This is a genomic window from Telmatobacter sp. DSM 110680, from assembly GCF_039994875.1.
GTDB lineage: Bacteria > Acidobacteriota > Terriglobia > Terriglobales > Acidobacteriaceae > Telmatobacter.
This window is the reverse complement of sequence record NZ_CP121196.1, coordinates 3,817,562-3,837,214: the sequence shown is the minus strand read 5'-3', so window position 1 is coordinate 3,837,214 and position 19,653 is coordinate 3,817,562. Positions and strand designations below refer to the sequence as shown.

Genomic DNA, 19,653 nt, shown 5'->3' with positions numbered 1-19,653 from the left:
ATGGCAGCCACAGCGGCTTTGATTTCTTCCTGCAATTCACGGAGTCGATCGCGCACTGTTTTGGTGACGAGTGCCGACGGCAGTTTTCGGCAGAGGCTGAATGCCATGCTCACCGGCTTACGCTGGCAGGTGCGGGAGGCTCAAGGAGGCGCGGAAGCATGGGGCGAGGCGATGGACATGCTGCCCCAGGCGATTATCGTCGACTCGTGGCTGCCAGATCTGGACATAGCTGAATTCCTCCGTGAATTTCGCGCGACCTTTCCGAATGTGGACGTGATTACAGCCGGCTGTGCAACTCCTCTTGAAAGTGCGCCGGGACCGCATCGCCAAGAAATTCTTTACGCTCTTCGGCGCATTCAGGAAACAGATACAGCAGCCTGGAACACCGCGCCAATTCTGGACGGAGCCGAAGTTACGCAACCTCCCAACCAGCCCGCGATCCGTCTGCCTAAGGCGATTCCAACTGGTCAAAACCCCTGCGCTTCAGAGGGGGAGCTTGTGAACAAAGAAAGCCATGCAACAACTGCGGCAGAAATACGTCCACAAAGCTCTACATTGACCAACGCAAATGACCGGATACTGGAACTGATCGGAAATTCATCCTGCATGCTTGAGATCAGCCGGCGTATTCGCCTAGTGGCGCCGCGTTCTACGCCAGTATTGATTGAAGGGCCGACTGGGTCAGGTAAAGAACTGGTTGCCGAAGCCATTCACAAGCTCTCGGCCCGCAACCGGAAGACATTTGTAGCCATCAATTGCGCCGCAATTCCCGAGGCGTTACTGGAAGCAGAACTTTTCGGCCACACCCGCGGCGCATTTACAGGAGCCGTGAAGGGGCGCGTAGGCAGGATTGAAGCCGCCGATGGAGGCACCTTGTTTCTCGATGAGATCGGTGAGATGCCATTGGCACTACAGGCCAAGCTACTACGATTTGTTGAGTGCGGAGAATTGCAGCGCGTTGGAGACAACGAATTGCTGAAGGTAGATGTGCGCATTATCGCGGCCACTCATCAGGCCCTGGCACAGCAGACCCAAGCCGGAGGTTTTCGTGCAGACCTTTATTACAGATTGGCCGTATTTCTGATTCGTACTCCTCCGCTGGCAGAGCATATCGAAGATTTGCAGTTGCTTGTGGATCACTTCGTGGAACAAATGGGTCGCGCGATGCCGGTCAAGCGCATTGATGCCGCGGCGATGGCAAAACTCCTGGTGCATCCGTGGCCGGGTAACGTGCGAGAACTTGAGCATGTACTGGAGCGCGCAGCCATTCTCGCCGGTGACGAAGCAATTCTTACTGCCGAGGACATCGATTTTGGAATGCCTATAAGTTCTGCCGCGTTCGAACAACACATCAGCTAAGGATTGGAATGACTTGAATGCAAATCGAAACGCGATTAAGCGATCAATTGTCTCGGTATCTTGATCTTGCCGTGAGCGAGACAAAAGCGACAGCTGCGAACATGGCCAACATCGATACTCCCGGCTACCGTACCCAGGGGTTCGACTTCGATGCGGAGATGCGGAAGGCACTTAAGGCTTCGGACACAGAGAAGGAATTGCCGTTGCATATTCGAGCAGTAGACGGCTTGGTCTCACGGCCCGACGGCAATAACGTTTCCATGGACCGCGAGGGCCTGAAGATGGCCGAGGCTCAATTGAAATTCAAGACCGGCGTTGCTCTCATGCGGCTTGAGAATCAGCGCGTGATGGACGCCATCCACGCTGACAAGTAGACGGCGGACCTGATCGAGTGAGGGAAAATGAATCTTTTTGGTCTGATGGATACTTCCGGCTCGGCAATGCAGGCGGAACGCATGCGCGCTGAAGTCGTAGCGGCCAACATGGCGAATGCGGAGACAACCCGAACCGAGTCTGGCGGTCCGTATCAGCGTCAGCATGTGATCTTCGCGGCTGATCAAGGAGGCGAAGACTTTTCCAATTTGCTTTCCAGTGCAACCCGTCAGGGGGCATCAACGACTGGAGGGGAACCTGCGGGAGGTGTGCACGTTGCGCAGGTCATTGCAGACAATGCGCCGCCACTCAAGCGCTATGACCCGGGTCATCCGGATGCCGGCCCCGACGGATATGTGGCATATCCCGACATTAATCCACTCACAGAGATGGTTGACCTGATGGGAGCGACGCGTGCGTATGGCCTGAACAGTTCTGCAGTGCAAGCGGAGAAAACGATGATCACCTCTGCTCTTGACATCGCCAGGTCCTAAGGATCACGGAGAGAGAAATGATTACAGGAGTTCACGTGGTCAGCGTTGCAAGTGCGGCCTCGTCGAGCGCGCCGGTATCTGTTGCTCAGATTGCCGGGAATCGCGCGGCTTCACCCGGCGCTGAAGATTCACCATTCAGCAATCTCATGATCAGCGCGATTGGAAAGGTGAGCCAGATGGAAGATCAGGCTCGCACCGCGGTCGACGGATTGATCTCAGGATCGGGTGTGGACGTGCATCAGGCGATGATCGCCACTGAAAAGGCCAGCATGGCCTTCGAAATGGCTCTGGCGCTGCGTAATAAGGCGATCCAGAGCTACCAGTCGGTGATGGGGATGCAGTTCTGAGTAGAACGAAGCACCTGAGCCGCGCCAAGGCTCGGCCTGACTACGCACGCGTTGCCGATTCGACAATCGGCAAGGACAGAGAAGATGGCCACTCCACAAACACAGTTGGAGAAACGCGAATCGGAAATCACCACCAGCCAGATGGCTGCGGGAGTCGCGGCCCTGTGGACTCGGTCGCGCATTGGCTGGGCGAGCATGGACCCGCTGCAGCGTCGCTGGTCGATTGTTGCGGTCACCATGCTGATCACACTTTTGGGCGGTCTGTTGTGGTTCGGATTGCGCATCGACTGGAAAATCTTATATGCAGGACTTGATCCGGACGACGCGAGGCAGCTCGGCCTCACTTTGACGCAAGCGCAGATCCCATATGATGTAACGGAAAACGGAACAACTCTGCGCGTTGCTGCATCGCAGTTGGATAAAGCCCGGTTGGCCACGGCCGCCAAGGGCGGCGCAAAAAGCGGGCGGATGGGATTCGAGCTTTTCGACAAGCCAAACTGGGTTGGCTCAGAGTTTGATGAACAGGTAAATTATCAGCGCGCGCTAGAGGGGGAACTCGAACACACCGTAGGATCGTTGGCCGATGTTGAATCGGCGCGCGTGCACTTGGTGATTGCACATGATTCTTTGTTTCGCGATCAGGATAGGCCTGCCAAAGCGTCTGTTGTCCTGAAACTACGTCGCGGTGCGCTGGCGGACGGAGAAGCAGACGCAATCCGCAATTTGGTCGCGTCTGCAGTCGATGGACTTCAGGCCGATCGTGTGGTTCTTGTAGATGCATCTGGTCACCTGCCCCTGGGTCCTAAGACCGCTGATGGATTGCAGCTCAATGCAGAACAAGCTCTCGAGGAAAAGTTGATCTCTACACTTGAGCCGGTGACGGGAGCGGGAAACGTGCGTGCATCCGTGACCCTGGATTACGATCCAGATGCGATCGACGAGACAAGGGAAAGTTATGATCCCGCCCAGTCTGCAATGCTGTCGATGGAGCGCAGCGAACAAACCTCGGGTCAACTGCAGATCGCGGCAGGAGTTCCTGGAACAGCATCCAATGTTCCCAATACTCAACCCCTGCCCGTTTATCCGAAGCAGACAACGCAACCTCAGACATCGAAGACGGAATCAGGAACTTACGGCGTTTCGAAAATAGTTCGCCACATGGTTGAAAATCCGGGCAAAGTTCACCGTCTCACGGCTGCAATCGTGGTGAATGATCGCATGGTACGCCCTCCTGCAAAAGGAACGGCGGGGCAGTGGCAAGCACGCTCGACGGACGAATTGCGCAACCTTACATCTCTCGCCCAGGCGGCCGTCGGGTTCGATGCAACCCGCGGAGATGTCGTTTCAGTGCAGGATATCTCGTTTGAAGAGAATCGAATTCAGATAATTCCTTCAGTCCCGGCGCAAATGCTTTCGAGGATAGAGAGTTCTCCTGTCGTCGTAAAGTATCTCAGCCTGCTGATTGGGCTAATGGTTGTGCTCTCCTTCGGCGTTCGACCAGCACTTGGGAAGGTCGCTTCTGCAATCAAGGCCACGCCTCGTGAACTTTCGCGCGGTGCGGCGGCGGTGAGTCAAATGTCTCTACCACCCGTTGAAGTGGCATTGCCCGATCCTGAACGAGTCAGGTCGCAAAAGATATTCGAACAAGTGGCTAGTCAAATTAAGAGCGAGCCGGCGCAGAGTTCGCGCCTGCTGCAGAGCTGGATTCATTCTGATTAGCGGCGCATTGATCTTGGTCGTAATAGCCAGTATCAAATATTAACCGCGCGTTTGAATTTGTGGGCCCGGCGAAGAGAGGAAGCAAGTCGTGGCAGAAGTTAGCGGCGAGTTTGGGTCTGGGACTCTTCGAAAGAATACAAATCTGAGCGGCGTGCGCAAAGCCGCCGTTCTCCTGATGGCCGTTGGGGAGGACCTCGCCAAGGAGATTCTCCGAACGCTGCCTGAATCTGACGTCGAGCGCCTGACAGAAGAATTCGCGGATATGCGTGGCATAACGCCCGAAGTATCTTCAGCGGTCATTGAAGAATTCTGGGAGGTTCTGGAAACACAAGGCTTCATGGTGCATGGCGGGCTAGATTACGCCAGCCGCTTGCTGGCTGAAACATTTGGCAAACAGCGGGCGGACGATTTGATGATGCAACTGCGCAGAGCTCAGGAAGCGGAACAGGGAAACCTCGCAAAGTTGCAGCGTACTGATCCTCAACAACTGGGCAAACTACTTGATGCGGAACATCCCCAGACGATCGCGCTGGTGCTCGCGCACCTCGATCCAAAGCGGGCATCGCTGGTGTTGAGCAGTCTAAGCGAGGAGCACAAGGTAGTCTCCATTCAGCGCCTCGCAGAGATGCGCCAATTCTCGCCGGAGATGGCGCAGAAGGTAGCGCATATCCTTCACCGGCGTCTCGAGACCGTCGGCGATACCGGACGCAAAAGCTATTCCGGATTCAAGGCAGTAGCTGATCTGATGAACCGGCTGAATGCTGAAGAGTCCAAGCGCATTCTTGAAGTCATTGAAGATGGGCAGCCGGAACTCGCTTTGGGCATTCGCAACCTCATGTTTACGTTCGAAGATCTCGTAACGGTTCCGCCCGCTACCATTCGGGAGATCGTCTCGGGAGTCGACAAGAAGCAACTTGCCATGGCCTTGCGCGGTGCCAACGAAGAGTTGCGCGCCGCCATCTTCAAATCAATGAGTTCTCGCGCCGTTGAGATGCTGAAAGAGGATATGGAGGTTCTCGGACCCGTCCGTTCACGCGATGTGGCGCAGGCACAACAAGAAATTCTGAATCTTGCCAGGCGCCTTGAAGCGGAGGGCAAGGTAATTCTGAAACTTGAAACAGGCGACGAAATGCTTGCGTGACAGTGACTAGATCGGATTTTCAGTGAGAAAAACAATCTCATCCAGCCTTGAAGCCTTTGAGTATCGGTCCAACTCCAATTCTCTGCCTGTGCTCTGGGAAGTGTTGACGGAGATTGGCGCTGCGTCGCATGACACTAAAACAGACAGAGCCTGCAACGAGTTTGTAGACCCTCACCTGGGCGACCATGAGTTATCCGGCGCCACATTTTCAGAAGAGATTGAAAAAGCATTCCAATCAGGGCGCGAACAAGGGGTAGTCGAAGCTCGCGCCATTGCCATGGATGCACAACTGGCCCTCTTACAAGAAGAGGAGTGCAAACGAGCGAAGCAAGCGATTAATCTTGCCGGCCAATTTGCTACGGAGCGCGATCAATTCCTGCAGACGGTCGAGCACGAGGTCGTCAAACTTGCCTTAGCCATTGCAGCGCGCATTCTGCGCCGCGAGGCACAGATCGATCCGTTGTTCTTGATTGGAGCTGTTCGAGTGGCACTTGGTCAACTGGCTGAGACCGCGCAGGTTAAACTCCGCATCCCCGTGTGCGATATAGAACTATGGACCGATACCCTTGCTCACTTGCCAAATTTGAAAATCATTCCGTCCGTGGCCGCCGACGATCATTTGCAAGTCGGGGAGTGTGTCATCGAGAGTGAGATGGGTTCAGTGAACTTGGGGCTGGCGTGTCAAATCCATGAGGCGGAACGTATTCTGTTTCACGGTTCGAGCGTAAAGACGCCACAGATCCAAGACCTTTCCGCACTCAAGGACGACAAGGAGCGGGCGTGAGCGGAGCACTCGATCACTACGTAACCCGCGCAAAGTCTGCGCAGACCTGGCGATGGCGTGGGAAGGTGGTCGAGTCTATCGGAAATACCATTGAATCCGCAGGGCCTCTTGCTTCCGTGGGAGAATGCTGCGAAATCGAAGAAGTTTCCGGCAACAAACATCTCGCCGAAGTTATCGGATTTCGTGGGTCACACATTATTACAATGCCGCTCAAATCGACCACCGGAGTGCGATACGGCGATGCAGTGACCGCCCTCGGCACGCGTCCCGATGTTCACGTTGGATCCGGCATGATCGGCAGAATTCTCGATAGTACCGGTGTTCCGTGGGAGCGAGGAAGGATTGCTGGACCTACCGAGAGACTTCCTTTGGAGGGATCACTGCATGCGCCTCTCGATCGAGTTTCGATTGATAGACCCCTGGGAACTGGAATCAAGGCAGTAGACGGCTTGCTCACCGTAGGCCAGGGGCAGCGCATCGGCATCTTCGGAGGGTCCGGAGTAGGCAAAAGCACTTTGATAGGAATCATGACCCGCAACACTGAAGCGGATATTACAGTCGTTGGGCTGATAGGTGAACGTGGCCGAGAGGTGCGCGAATTTGTTGAAAACTCACTGGACGGAGAGGGACTCGCGCGTTCCATTGTCGTGGTTTCCACTTCTGACGAGTCGCCGCTGATGCGCATGCGCGCCGCCATGACCGCCACCACCATCGCTGAATTCTTTGCGAGGCAAGGGAAGGCTGTGCTTCTGGTGCTCGATTCGCTTACGCGCTTTGCCATGGCCGCGCGTGAGATTGGTTTGGCTGCGGGGGAACCACCGACTGCAAAAGGGTATACTCCGTCGGTCTTCAGTCGTCTCGCCAAGCTCGTGGAAAGAGCCGGTAACTTTCGCAACGGTTCTATCACCGCCTTCTACACGGTGTTGATGGAAGGAGATGATCAACAGGATCCACTTGTGGATGCAGTACGTTCGCTTCTGGATGGTCACATAGTTCTATCGCGAAAACTTGCAGCGGAGGGATGGTATCCGCCCATCGACCTGCTCGACTCTATCAGCCGCTTGATGCCAGCGGTCACCGAGCGCCCTCATCGCGAACAGGCTTCCCGTTTCCGTCGTTTGATGGCGGCCTACGCGCGGTCTGAAGACCTGGTGAGAATTGGAGCGTATAAACCGGGAGCAGATCCAGATCTTGACCACGCGCTTCAAGTTCGCAATGCGATGCGAGAGTTCATGACCCAATCGCCAGAGCAGCGTATCGGCTTCGCAGACTGCCTGCATCGCCTCGCGATGCTTGCTGAGGAGATGTAGCGCAATGGCTGCATCGCAAAATCTGCGTCGGCTCCGCAGCATTCGAGAAGCAGAAGAGAATCAGAGACGCACTCAAATGGAGTCCTCGCTGGCCAAGCTGCGCTTTCTCCAAAACGCTTTAGAAGACAATTTTGGAAGAGAAAGGCGGGCGCGAGCCTTGATAGCGTCCAGTATCCGGTCAGGCGAGCAGGTAGATAGAATTGCTGCCCTGCAAGAGATAACAGCTGCAGAACGCCTGATGACGGTCTTGCCGGCAAGGATCGCGGCGGTAGAAACAGATGTGGCTCTAATCCGGCAGGAGTTTTTGGCTAAGCGCATAGAACGACGCCAGGTCGAGTCTCTACTTGAAGCCGCACGCGCGCGGGAAGTAGTTGAGGCGAACCGCAAAAGTCAATCTGCGCTAGATGAGTGGCATCTCTCAGAGCGAACCCCGAAAAGGAAGTTCGTCCGGTCGAACGCGTCCGAAGTCTGACATTTCTCTAACCCGACAGCAAGTGATTTGGCCTATCGGCTGCTACAACACCGCACATGAACGTCACCTCTGGCATGAATGTTCAAAGAGCCGAACAGGGCTTTGAGCGCGCGATGGCTAGTGTTGGATTTGCTTCCGGCACGCCGATCACCTTTCCCGATATTCAGGGAATTGTGCGGGGAGATGGCGAGAGCTTCGAAAAAAAGTGGCAACAGATTCTCTCGGGATTCACCAGTCCGGAAAGATCGACTGGAAGCGTTATTTTATCGCGTGTGTTGGGCAACCAACAATCGACCCCCCAGCTCAGAAGGCGCTGCTGCGTTTATGCCGCGATCAGCTGGACAGAGCGAGCATAAGGTCGCCTCAAGAGACGGTCTGGATGTGGATGAGTTCGATTCGCAAAGCGTCCCCGGACCCCAAAAGCATAGTGCGGCAACGATAATCAGGAACAATAACGCGTATGTAGACTCGAATCGACGCGGGGACATGAATGCCGAACGAAATATCTCCGCCAAGAATCTGCATCCTCAAGGTCCTGACGGAAAAAAGTCCACTGAGCCGCACCATGCAGACATTTTTAAGCCGATCATGTTGACCGCGGCCCCGGGATCCTTCGTTCAACCTGCCAATTTGTTGCTGGATGCTTCGCATGCCACGCAATTGACGCCACGACCAAGTCCGACCGAGCGTTGTCAACCAACCGGGTTGAATAGTTGTTGTGATGGGTTACCTATCCAATTGTCATCATCGATGACAGGTGAGCATATAAAAGCTGTCGAGCAGATCAACGCAGAAGGTGCGGACACCACCGTGACATCTTCGGAAGTTTCTCTTGATTCGTCCCCGCCGCTCATGATGCACGGTGCGCACGATGAATTGCCTGCATCCGCTAACGCTGTAACCCTTTCCATCCAACAGCAAGTTGTGCGACCCGACCTTGACATTCAAAATGCAGGAGTGCCTGCCAATTCGTCGATATCGGAAATATCGTCCGTCAATCGTATCGATAGGGCTTCAAAAGCGGAACCCAGCGACGGCCGGGCATTCGATACTCTCCGTCTTACGCAAGCTCTTCCGACGGTCGACCACCAACAAACAACCATTGACGTCCGCAATAATGTCTCAAACTCCCGCGCAAATGCCCACTCATCTTCGAGCGCCGCGACGTCCATAAGTACAACGCGAACCATCTCTGCTTCCATAGCCACTCACGACGAATTCAGTGCACCCTCATATCCACACGCGAACAGGTCCGAGTTCGGCCTCGCCACGTCGAGCGAGTTGACAGAACGCACTGGAAAAGTGACTGAAGTCTTTGGTGCCATCGATGAACGCGGACCCACTTCGCAATGGACACTTTCCGGCAGCCGTCGCGCAGAGGCCGGCTTTCAAGACCCATCACTTGGCTGGGTAAGCGTACGTGCGCAAGCAGGGGCGGGTGGCATCCATGCCGTCGTGATTCCGGCATCGGATGCCGCAGGGCAGGTATTGAACCTGCATCTTGCTGGCTTGAATGCTCACCTGACGCCTCAATACGAGCATTTGAATGCCGTGACAATGGAATCCCCAGATACCGGCTTGAATAGTCGAGACAGTGCAGAGCATTCGGCTCAGCATCACGGCGGACGTGGCACCGAAAGCGATGCACAGCACAGTCAGGAAGACTCTCAATCGCCGCGAACCAGCACAGCCCAAAACATCCCATCACCAACTTTGCGAATGGGAATCGGAAGAGTGCAAGATCCGGCAATCACGGCCGGCCAGATGCCAGGCGAGCGCCATGTCTCCGTTATTGTTTAGCGCGCTCGATCATAGACTCGCAAGTTAACCATCAAGGAGGAAGAATGTCTGTATTGATTTCTGGAGTTTCGAGTCATCACGCGACTGCACACAATTTGATGAACGCGCAGTCGATCAATCCGCAGACAGCGGCAACAGCCACCAGTTCTGCGAGCGATTCGGCAACCATATCGGCGAATGATTTTCTTACGCTTCTGGTGACCGAAATGAAGAACCAGGATCCGACTGCCAATACCGATCCAAACGAATACATCAATCAGCTGGTTCAGGTGAATAGCCTTGAGCAACTCATCTCTATCAATCAGACGCTCACTTCAGACACTGCGGCAAGTAAGGGGATCGTCAGAGATCCGAGCATACCGCAGGTCCCTTCAATCCCAGACGCAGTGCAATCCGGAACCAGTGCGGCGTCCTCCAAATCGGCAATTCTGGAGGGCATCGCCGGATCTACGCTGCCACACGCTGTCGAAGGGAATCTGGCTGTTCTACCGGCCAGCCCAGCGGCGCTGCGAGTTTCTCAATCTTTGACGCTCCCATTGACCGTCCGGTGAGTCAGGGCGTCGTCTTCATCACCTTCACACGCAACCGCCGAGGCCGGTTTCACTGTATAGGAGAAACATCATGGCAAGTTTCTATATTCCGCTGACGGGACTGAATGCAGACTCGACCGCACTCAACACCATCGCAAACAACCTGTCGAATATGAATACAACAGGTTTCAAGTCAAAGTCGGTTAATTTCTCCGATCTGTTTTATCAGCAGATAGGCGAAGCTGGTTCCGGTGATCCTATTCAGCGCGGATCCGGAACTCAGGTGTGCTCGATCGAGACTGACTTTTCCAATGGGTCCCCAAATACCACAAATGTGGATACGAACGTTGCTTTGCAGGGCAACGGATTCTTTGTGGTTGGTAGTGGGACTGACACGCTTCTCACCAGGGATGGAGATTTTTCTCTTGATCTCAATGGGAACCTGGTTACTTCAAGCGGACTCAATGTCATGGGGTTTCCAGCGGTGAACGGCGTGGTGAATTCGAACGCACCGCTTGCGCCCGTGCATATTCCCGTCGGCGAGGTAGAGCCGCCAAGTGGGACAACGTCGTTCGGTGTGACCGCAACCCTTAACTCAGCGGCCGACATCAATGACAAGTTGGCCGGGAAGATTCAAGTCTACGATTCTTTGGGAAACGCGTATCAGGCTCAAGTTACCTTCACCAAGACAGCGACCAACACATGGTCTTACAATGTGACGCTTCCAGATACGCTCGCGGCCACTATGGGGAATGCGACGCAGGTCTATAACTTTGGTTCGAGCGGCGGCGTTCCGGCCACCGTCGATCCGTCCACGAACCTGACGATCACGGGGATCAATGCGAGCAACAATGTGTCCACGACAATCAACGCACCTACCGTTACCGCAGGCGAGACGATCGTCCAATATGCCGCGGATCTGCAGAACGCCCTGACAGCTGCAAATATCCAAGGCACAGTAACTGCAAATAATGGCCAATTGACGATCAGTGGTGCCAATCTCACCACTGCAGGCAGCGTAATTCAGGATCCCGTATCTTCGGCCTCTTCCAGCGGCATCCTCACTTTCGATTCAAATGGGAATCTAGTGAGCCCCTCAACAGATGTAACCGGAATTACATTTTCTGGCCTTTCTGACGGCGCTTCAAACATGGACATGACCTGGAATCTATTTGGCCCTGACGGGACGTCATCCTTGACGCAAGTGGTTGCTCAAACATCTTCTGTCTCAGCTTCAACACAAGACGGTTTTGCGAGCGGCAACTATTCCGGTTTCACCATCGGCTCGGATGGAACGGTAACAGCTACATTCAACAACGGACAAAAGTTGAATGTCAGTCAATTAGCGCTAGGCAATGTGGTCAATCTGCAGGGACTTCAAGATATGGGCAACGGCGATTTTTCAACGTCCCTGGCCAGCGGTACCGCCGCTATCGGAGTTTCAGGTACATCGGGACTCGGCTCCATGCAGGGTGGCGCATTGGAAGCCTCCAATGTAAACATCTCCGCCGAGTTCTCTGATCTCATCATTGCCCAGCGAGCCTTCGAAGCAAACTCCAAGGCAGTAACAACGTTCGATACCATAACCCAGGAAACCATTAACATGATCCACTAGTCATTGTTTCAATGGTGTTGCGCGCGATTAATCAACCCCGGCCCCATCGCAAATTTGCTTTGTTCGCGATGGGGCGTTTTTGTGAATGTCAACTTCAAGCTCACACGAGTTCCGGAAGGTACACTATCTGTACTCCGAAACGGTTTCGACTCTCCCCCACGCTTGTCACCTTGAATTTACGCCTGTCCCGATGAGGAGTTCGAATCTACCGGACTTGAAACAATAAAGAGGCTCTCCACGATGCGCTTTTCATTTTTGGCCGCAACAGTTATCCTCGCTCTCTCCGCCGCCGTTCATTCCCAGTCTGCCCCTCCCGCGATCTACACGGATCCACCGTCGGATACAGCACATCCAGCCGCAATGGAAGTGCTTCATATTCCCTCGCACGGCGCTATGATCAACGGAATCGCATACTCGCCCGCGGGTAGCGGTTTCCATCCGACTATCGTGATCTGCCACGGTCTACCCGGCAATGAGAAGAATCTTGATCTTGCACAGGCGCTGCGTCGCGCAGGCTGGAATGCCGTGACCTTCAACTACAGGGGTTCGTGGGGAAGTCCCGGGCCCTACAAGTTCTCGCAGAATCTCGAAGACGCGGACGCTGTGCTGGCCTATCTTCGCGTTCCCGCCAATGCCGCCAAGCTGCGGGTCGACACTAAGCGAATCGTTCTCGCCGGTCATAGTATGGGCGGCTGGGTAACCGTGATGACGGCTTCGCACGACCACGGCCTGGCTGGTGCAATTCTGATCAGTGCGGCTGACATGGGCAAACTGGGTGAGATGCAGCACGACAAACTGGTGGCCGAAATGGCCGACAACATCGAGTCTCTGGCTGCGACTCCCGAAACCATGGCGAATGAAGTAGCGCAAAACTCCAAGACATTTGCCTTCGCCAACGCCATTGATGGGCTCAAGGACGTTCCGCTTCTCGTCCTATCCGCGAACGATGGTCTTGCTCCCGACACCGACGCGCTGATTCAGGCCATCAAGGCAAAAGGCGGTGAGAACATCAAGGCCGTTCACGCTGATACCGACCACGGCTGGTCTGATCATAGGATATTTCTCGAGAGCGCCATTATCGACTGGCTATCTAAGCTGGAATAAGTCGGATCACGCTGATCTTTCCGGCCGAACCTCAATGAACAGCCCTTTACCTTGTGCAAGAACGTGGCCGTCGGCGCCGAAGATTGTAGCTTCGGCCCAATGTTTACGACCTTCGTCCCTGACGACGCGACCTTCCATGCGAATCATCGTGCAGGACGGCACGGGGCGCTTGTAGTCCACTTCAAGATGCCGCGTCATCGCGGTGAGACCACGCGCGCGAACCGACTTGCTCATGGTTTCATCCAGAAGCGTGGCGATAATGCCTCCGTGCAGAAATCCGGGATGGCCTTCAAAGCTGTTTCCGATCTTCACGGGACATACTACCGTGCCGTCTTCGGCAAGCAGGAAATCCAACTGCAATCCTTGAGGATTAGCTTCCCCGCAGCCGAAGCATCGATTCTGTGCTGCATGAGCCAGGGGCGTTAAATTGTCGAAATGTGGTTTCATCACTGCGCCTTCTCCCCGCTCAGCACCCGCGCAAAGACGTCCGCATCAACATTGCCCCCCGTCAGCACAACGCCGATACGCTTGCCTCGATTGGCTTCCTGTTCCTGCATCGCCCCGGCGAGCGCAGCTGCCGCGGCGCCTTCCGCAACATTATGTGTGTCCTTAAAGAGGACGCACATAGCGCAAGCAATCTCAACATCAGAAACTTCCACGATCCGAGACACGTTCTGCCAGATGATCTCCATTGCAAGGGCGTTCGGCGTTCTGCACGCCAGTCCGTCGGCAATCGCAGTGCGCGAAGGAGCGTCCACAACCCTGTGCTGGGCGAAACTCAGCGAGTACGACGGGGATCCTGAAGCAACTACTCCGATGATCTCTGTCGCCAGCCCCAGCGCGTTGCGTGCTGCAGATACCCCACAAACCGAGGATCCGAGCCCAATAGGCACATAGACTCGGTCCAGTGCAGGGACTGATTGAAAGAACTCTAACGCATAAGTCGCCGTGCCCATCACCAGTCGTTCGTGAAATGAGTCGACCATGACGAATTCGCGCTTAGTGGAAAGAGTTCGTGCAAATTCGAGAGACTCTTGAAAATCCTGTCCGTGCTCCACCAGCTCTGCGCCTTGCGCAATCATGGCGCGATTCTTCTCAGCGCTGTTGCCGTGCGGCACAACGATCACGCAGGATATTCCGTGAATCCTTGCCGCCATTGCCACGCCCTGGCCGTGATTTCCGCGCGTCGCAGCGACAACACCTTTTAGATTCGATTGTGATCTCCGCAGCCACTCGGTGTAGATCAGTGCGCCACGAATCTTGAACGCGCCGACCGGCGTGTGATTTTCATGCTTGATCCAGACTTCTGCGCCTGACCGCTGATTGATCAGAGGCCAGCTGTACTGGGGCGTCGGGGGCATGTAGCGATAGAGAACATCCTGCGCCTCGCGGATCTGCTTCAAAGAGGGAAGCGTCATGTTTCCAGCATACCGAACCACACGACCCTAGAATGAAGAGGGATGACTCTTACGCGCTTTCTCTCAATCCTCCTCCTGTCGGTTGGCTTGGCATTCTCACTTGGGGCTTGTCGTACGACACCACGGCTCACCGCGCAGCAAGCCGAGGGCAAGCATCTCTACGAAGTGCGCTGCGCCCACTGCCATGAGGAGAACGACTTGCAACTCAAGAAGGTTCCGCCAGACCTGCATGCGGTATTCAAGAGCGGCAATCTTCCCAGTGGCGGCCCGGCGACCGATGCGGAAGTCCGGCGGATAATTATCGCGGGCAAGGGAATGATGCCCGCTTTCAGCGGCCGCTTCGATGAAACGCAAATGTCTGCGTTGCTAGCCTACCTTCACACCGGCTTGCGCTAAATGATGGCAGTACTCCCCCCCCGACGTTCACTCATAACGAATTGCCTTCATGGGGTCAATGCCCGCTGCCCGCCATGCGGGAATAATGCAGGCGAAGGTTGCTACCAGCGAGAGAACGAGCGTGGCGGCGAGCAGGAGCAGGGGATCGCGCGAACTCTCGGCTGACCAGCTAGCCATCACTTTGTTCAGGGCCAGCGTCAACACCACTCCCGTCACGATTCCAGTACCGACGCTTGCGACCGTCGAGCGGAACACGATGCCTAGAACGTGCCCCTTCTTTGCTCCAAGAGCAATGCGGATGCCGAATTCGTTTGTACGTTGGACCACTGCATAGGCGACTACGCTGTACAGTCCGACTGACGCCAGTGCAAGTGCCAGCGCAGCAAACGCTCCGAAAAGCCACGCGACAAGCTGTCCACGGGCCCATTCCGGCTCTCGCATAATCCAATGCTCAAGGTCGCGCACATCGTTGTTTGTTTGCTGGTCGGGGTCAATGGAGTTGACTGCGGCGCGAATGGGGTGAAGGAGAGTCAGAGGCTGACCTTTAGCACGAACTAGAACCTGCGTGTACATGCCCATGGCCACTGTGTAGGGAACGAAAACTTCCGGGAAGACTGGCTTCGAAAGACCTTCATCAAGCTTGTCGGCTACAACGCCCACAATGAGCAACCCATCTTCGCTGCTGGGCGCCGTAAGCAAATAAGGAGGCTGCGGCTTCAATTCCGGAACCTTCATGGTGTGGCCAACCGTATCGCCGGCAGGGAAGTAGCGTTTCGCAAATGCCTCGTTGACTACAGTGACCGCTGCACCGCGGCGGGTCTCCGCCTCGTCCCATATCCTTCCTTGCACCAGGGGCATCTTGAGCACGGGAAAATACTCTTTGCTGACCATGTTGAAGCGCACGGACTGATCTGCTGAAGATGGCTTGCCGACAATTTCGAACTTGGTTCTAAATCCATTGTCAGGTGGAGTCGCGTTGCTGGAGACAGCTGCGAGTTCGACGCCCGGAACGTCCGCCACTTTCGCGTAAATCTGTTCAAAGTATGCTGCTCTCTCCGGCCAGGTGCTGTAGGTTCCGTCGTGGATCGGAATCCCGACCGACATGACGTTATGCGGATCGTATCCGAGCGGCGTGTGTGCTACCTTCAGAAATCCTTCAATCGCAGCTCCCGCACCCGCCATCATCAGCAGCGTCAAAGCGATCTGGCCTCCGATCAGCACCGCGTGTGTTCTACGTCCCTTCACATCACCCGTCGTTTTGCGCGTGTTCGACTGCATGATCTGGCTGACCTCGGGCCGCGATAACTGCCAGGCTGGCCACAGTCCAAACAGCACCCCGGTAGTGACCGCAACCAAAATCGCAAAGATCAGAACTGGCACATTGATTTGAATTGCTGCCTCATGTGGGAAGGAGAACTGGGGCAGATTAGCAACGATGATATCGACAGTTTTGTACGCCAGCAGAAGTCCCATCCCTGCGCCGGTAAGGGAAAGCAGAAGGGACTCTGTCAGCAGTTGGCGGACAATTCGCGACTGACTCGCTCCAATCGCGGAGCGGACGGCGAACTCATGCTGGCGGGCGGTGGCGCGGGCGAGCAACAAAATAGAAACATTGCTACAGCCAATCATCAGCAATAGCGCAACCGCGCCAAACAACAAGTAGAGTGTGCCTCCAAGCTGTCTGACGAAGTCTTCGTTGAGTCCCACTATGCGAAGGTGCTTCCAATCCGTCGGGAAGTGCTTTGGCGTTTCCTTCGCGAATTGGAAAATGAGAGGCTCAAGCGCGGCATTGGCCTGCGCATGGGTGATGCCCGGTTTGAGCCGAACGCCCGCATAGAAGCCTTTCACTTGGTCGCCAGTGATCTTCAGCGGCAGGTATACATCGCCGTCTCCCCATGTGAATCGCGGCCCAGCGACACCAACAATCGCGAAGTTCTTGCGATTCAGTTGGATGGTTTTGCCGATCACAGACGGGTCACTGTTGTAATGCCGCTGCCAGAATTTGTAACCGAGTACTGCAACCGGTTGAGGATCCTGGCCGTCAACCGCATCGGAGGGTTGCAATCCACGACCAACCGCGGCCGGCACACCCAGAAAATTGAATCCGTTCGAGCTTAGATAGACGCCTTGAACATCTTCGGGAAGATCGCCACCAGTGATGGAGGGATTCCAATCGTCTTCAAGAAACGTGTCTTCTACGACCGGCGACTTGCGCAGCTCCTGCCATTGCGTCCCTGTTACTCCGAATCCATTCAGGTCTCCCGATGGCACGGTCAGACGCATATGGATCATGCGGTCCGGATTTTTGTAGGCATAAGGGTCCAGCAGAATGGCGTATACCACGCTGAATACCGCCGTCGTGGCACCAATGCCCAGCGCCAGCGACACGATCGCGGTGAATGTAAACCCCGGCATCTTGATCAACTGCCGTATCCCAAAACGAATATCCTGGAACACCATCTTCATGTGCGCTCCTTGTCCTGTAATCGTCATGCGGACCGCTGAAAGCCAATCCCGAAACCATCAAGAGCTTTGATATGAAAGGCGATTCATGCTGAAGAAAGATCACTGCGAGCGTGCCTTGCAGGAACCAGTTACAAAGCCTTAGAGCATGTCGCTCTCCAATGGCATTTGCATGCAAGTCCTTTATTCCGAGCTTCGAGGGTCGGGAAGAGAAGCGGACTGAGTGTGCGATACCGAAGGGGTGTGTTCAGAACTGGACGCTGTTTTGTATCTCTGTAACACCGATGAAATGGGCTGGACCGGCGAGGCACGGTAGTCGAAATGCTCTATACTCAAACTTGCTATGGCGTCCGAAAAAACCTTCTACCTTGAGACTTTCGGGTGCCAGATGAATGCTCATGACTCCGAAAAGGTCATTGGCACATTGCTGCACGAAGGCTATCGCCAGGTCGAGACCGAGGAAGATGCCGGCCTCATCCTCTACAACACCTGCTCCATTCGCGACAAAGCCGAGCAAAAGGTCTTTAACCGCCTCAACGACTACAAAAAGCTCCACAAGGCCGGGAAGCGCTTTGGCGTCCTCGGGTGTGTAGCTCAGCAGGAGGGCGAGAAGATCTTCGAGCGCGCTCCGTATGTGTCTTTAGTATCCGGTTCGGCTTCCTATCGCAAATTGCCTGAGATGCTGAGCCGCCTGGAAGCCGGCGAGAATCGGATCACGGGCCTTGACGACCGCCAGACCGAAGAGACCTTCGAGACGGAATTCACTTCGCGTCAGAATCCCTATCGTGGATACATCACGATCATTGAAGGATGCGACAAGTTCTGCGCCTACTGCGTTGTTCCTTACACGCGCGGCAAAGAGCGGAGCCGAGGATCAGTATCTGTGCTCGCCGAGGCGCGGCGTATCGCCGACCAGAGTTATAGCGAGATTCAACTTCTCGGTCAGAACGTAAACAGCTACAAGGATCCGGAAGGGAAGTTGAGCTTCGCCGAATTGCTCGCTGCCGTTGGCCAGGTTCCCGGCATCCGTCGCGTACGTTTCACCACCAGTCATCCCCGCGACTTTACGCGGGACATCGTAGAAGCGATCGACGCTTATCCAACGCTCTGCGATCACGTGCATCTGCCCATTCAGTCTGGGTCGTCCCGAGTGCTCAAGATGATGGCGCGAGAATATACGGCCGACTGGTACCTCGAACGCATCAGCTGGATCAGGGCGGCAAAGCGAAACATTTCGCTTTCGACGGACATCATCGTTGGATTTCCAGGAGAAACGCCTGACGATTTCATCCAGACTATGGACTTGCTACAGGAGGTCCAGTACGATTGCGTGTTCGGTTTCAAATACTCTGGCCGTCCCAATACTCCGGCACTTACTATGATCGATTCCTTGCCCGATGCAGAGAAGGTCAGACGGCTTCAGCTAGTTCTCGACCGACAACGCGAGATTCAGAGGGCCAACTACGCCAAGCATTTAGGGGAGCAAATGGAAGTAATGGTCGAGGGATTAAATCCAGCCCGAGGTCAGATTTCCGGCCGAAGCACGCAAAACAAACCAGTAAACTTCACGACTTCCACGCCCATCGCTCCCGCTCCGGGTTCCTATGTGAATGTGAAAATCACCAATACTTTTCCCAACAGCCTCGTAGGTGAGGCCGTCTAAGCAAGTAGCGAAGGGAGCCTATGGACATCGAAGTGCGCATCCGCGGTTTGATGATGGATCCAGCTACCAATATGCCAATCGTTGTTCTCAAGGACGTTGGCTCCGATACCGTTATGCCTATATGGGTCGGGATCTTTGAGGCCAACGCTATAGCCATAGAGATTGAAAAGGTAGCCGCCCCCCGGCCAATGACGCACGATTTGACCCGGAATCTAATGCGTCACATGAACGGAGAGCTGGAAAAGATAGTCATTACAGAGCTTAGAGACGACACCTTCTTCGCAATGCTGTGGATTCGTCAAGAGGGCGAATTGATAACCCTGGACGCGCGCCCGTCTGATGCGATCGCGCTCGCGCTGCGTGCAGACTGTCCGATCTTCGTATCGGAACAAGTCATGCAGTCAGCCAAGCTGAACATGAACGGCCCACCCGAAGGTCCTACCGCCGAAGAACTCCGAGGCTGGCTTGAAGGCTTGAACGACGAAGACTTGGGCCGCTACAAGATGTAGGGAAGCGCACTTTTCGGAAAATAAATAACCGACATTCTTGCAATGATATGAGGCATGTTCTCTATTATTTACTTACACTATACAGAATATCCGTTATCGGACATTCTAGCCATAGCCCAGTAAGGCCTGCAATTAAGGCATTTAGCTCTGAATCGGA

The 19,653-nt window shown here is 54.9% G+C and carries 18 protein-coding genes; 15 read left to right on the top strand and 3 right to left on the bottom strand.

Going from position 1 to position 19,653, the window contains the following annotated elements:
- The 12 genes from P8935_RS15735 (at nucleotide 1) to P8935_RS15680 (ending at nucleotide 13,047) form a co-directional block, all read left to right on the top strand.
- Entirely contained in the window at nucleotides 1-1,359 is a 1,359-nt protein-coding gene (locus P8935_RS15735) for a sigma-54 dependent transcriptional regulator (RefSeq protein WP_348261247.1), read from the top strand.
- A 17-nt stretch (nucleotides 1,360-1,376) separates the two neighbouring features.
- On the top strand, nucleotides 1,377-1,733 hold the full coding sequence (gene flgB, locus P8935_RS15730; protein ID WP_348261246.1) for a flagellar basal body rod protein FlgB: 357 nt from the start codon (nucleotides 1,377-1,379) through the stop codon (nucleotides 1,731-1,733).
- Nucleotides 1,734-1,760: 27 nt separating this feature from the next.
- On the top strand, nucleotides 1,761-2,225 hold the full coding sequence (gene flgC, locus P8935_RS15725; protein WP_348261245.1) for a flagellar basal body rod protein FlgC: 465 nt from the start codon (nucleotides 1,761-1,763) through the stop codon (nucleotides 2,223-2,225).
- Between the two features lie 17 nt (nucleotides 2,226-2,242).
- Entirely contained in the window at nucleotides 2,243-2,572 is a 330-nt protein-coding gene (gene fliE, locus P8935_RS15720) for a flagellar hook-basal body complex protein FliE (protein WP_348261244.1), read from the top strand.
- A gap of 84 nt (nucleotides 2,573-2,656) precedes the next feature.
- Entirely contained in the window at nucleotides 2,657-4,291 is a 1,635-nt protein-coding gene (fliF, locus tag P8935_RS15715) for a flagellar basal-body MS-ring/collar protein FliF (protein ID WP_348261243.1), read from the top strand.
- An 88-nt stretch (nucleotides 4,292-4,379) separates the two neighbouring features.
- Nucleotides 4,380-5,432: a flagellar motor switch protein FliG gene (fliG, locus tag P8935_RS15710; RefSeq protein ID WP_348261242.1), complete on the top strand. Its 1,053-nt coding sequence runs from the start codon at nucleotides 4,380-4,382 to the stop codon at nucleotides 5,430-5,432.
- A gap of 103 nt (nucleotides 5,433-5,535) precedes the next feature.
- Nucleotides 5,536-6,216, top strand: coding sequence for a FliH/SctL family protein (locus P8935_RS15705; protein ID WP_348261241.1), 681 nt, complete (start codon nucleotides 5,536-5,538; stop codon nucleotides 6,214-6,216).
- Nucleotides 6,213-7,526: a FliI/YscN family ATPase gene (locus tag P8935_RS15700; RefSeq protein WP_348261240.1), complete on the top strand. Its 1,314-nt coding sequence runs from the start codon at nucleotides 6,213-6,215 to the stop codon at nucleotides 7,524-7,526. The genes P8935_RS15705 and P8935_RS15700 overlap by 4 nt, the downstream gene beginning before the upstream one ends.
- A gap of 1,222 nt (nucleotides 7,527-8,748) precedes the next feature.
- Complete coding sequence (locus P8935_RS15695) at nucleotides 8,749-9,798, top strand: hypothetical protein (RefSeq protein WP_348261239.1); 1,050 nt, start codon at nucleotides 8,749-8,751, stop codon at nucleotides 9,796-9,798.
- A gap of 44 nt (nucleotides 9,799-9,842) precedes the next feature.
- Nucleotides 9,843-10,349 carry a flagellar hook capping FlgD N-terminal domain-containing protein gene (locus tag P8935_RS15690; RefSeq protein ID WP_348261238.1) on the top strand — a complete coding sequence of 169 codons (507 nt, stop codon included), beginning with the start codon at nucleotides 9,843-9,845 and terminating at the stop codon, nucleotides 10,347-10,349.
- A 70-nt stretch (nucleotides 10,350-10,419) separates the two neighbouring features.
- Nucleotides 10,420-11,943, top strand: coding sequence for a flagellar hook-basal body complex protein (locus P8935_RS15685; RefSeq protein ID WP_348261237.1), 1,524 nt, complete (start codon nucleotides 10,420-10,422; stop codon nucleotides 11,941-11,943).
- A gap of 240 nt (nucleotides 11,944-12,183) precedes the next feature.
- Nucleotides 12,184-13,047: an alpha/beta hydrolase gene (locus P8935_RS15680; protein WP_348261236.1), complete on the top strand. Its 864-nt coding sequence runs from the start codon at nucleotides 12,184-12,186 to the stop codon at nucleotides 13,045-13,047.
- A gap of 6 nt (nucleotides 13,048-13,053) precedes the next feature.
- Here the strand turns inward: P8935_RS15680 and P8935_RS15675 are convergent, their stop codons facing one another.
- The gene (locus tag P8935_RS15675) at nucleotides 13,054-13,494 is read right to left on the bottom strand and encodes a PaaI family thioesterase (RefSeq protein WP_348261235.1); all 441 of its coding nucleotides are present in this window, start codon (nucleotides 13,492-13,494) and stop codon (nucleotides 13,054-13,056) included.
- The gene (locus P8935_RS15670; RefSeq protein ID WP_348261234.1) at nucleotides 13,494-14,465 is read right to left on the bottom strand and encodes a threonine dehydratase; all 972 of its coding nucleotides are present in this window, start codon (nucleotides 14,463-14,465) and stop codon (nucleotides 13,494-13,496) included. The genes P8935_RS15675 and P8935_RS15670 overlap by 1 nt, the downstream gene beginning before the upstream one ends.
- Nucleotides 14,466-14,507: 42 nt before the next feature.
- Here P8935_RS15670 and P8935_RS15665 point away from each other — a divergent pair, with 42 nt between their 5' ends.
- The gene (locus tag P8935_RS15665) at nucleotides 14,508-14,861 is read left to right on the top strand and encodes a cytochrome c (RefSeq protein ID WP_348261233.1); all 354 of its coding nucleotides are present in this window, start codon (nucleotides 14,508-14,510) and stop codon (nucleotides 14,859-14,861) included.
- 27 nt (nucleotides 14,862-14,888) lie between these two features.
- Here the strand turns inward: P8935_RS15665 and P8935_RS15660 are convergent, their stop codons facing one another.
- Complete coding sequence (locus tag P8935_RS15660) at nucleotides 14,889-17,354, bottom strand: ABC transporter permease (protein WP_348261232.1); 2,466 nt, start codon at nucleotides 17,352-17,354, stop codon at nucleotides 14,889-14,891.
- 313 nt (nucleotides 17,355-17,667) lie between these two features.
- Here P8935_RS15660 and miaB point away from each other — a divergent pair, with 313 nt between their 5' ends.
- Nucleotides 17,668-18,987 carry a tRNA (N6-isopentenyl adenosine(37)-C2)-methylthiotransferase MiaB gene (miaB, locus tag P8935_RS15655; RefSeq protein WP_348261231.1) on the top strand — a complete coding sequence of 440 codons (1,320 nt, stop codon included), beginning with the start codon at nucleotides 17,668-17,670 and terminating at the stop codon, nucleotides 18,985-18,987.
- Between the two features lie 20 nt (nucleotides 18,988-19,007).
- Nucleotides 19,008-19,496 carry a bifunctional nuclease family protein gene (locus P8935_RS15650; RefSeq protein ID WP_348261230.1) on the top strand — a complete coding sequence of 163 codons (489 nt, stop codon included), beginning with the start codon at nucleotides 19,008-19,010 and terminating at the stop codon, nucleotides 19,494-19,496.
- Nucleotides 19,497-19,653 lie beyond the last annotated feature (157 nt).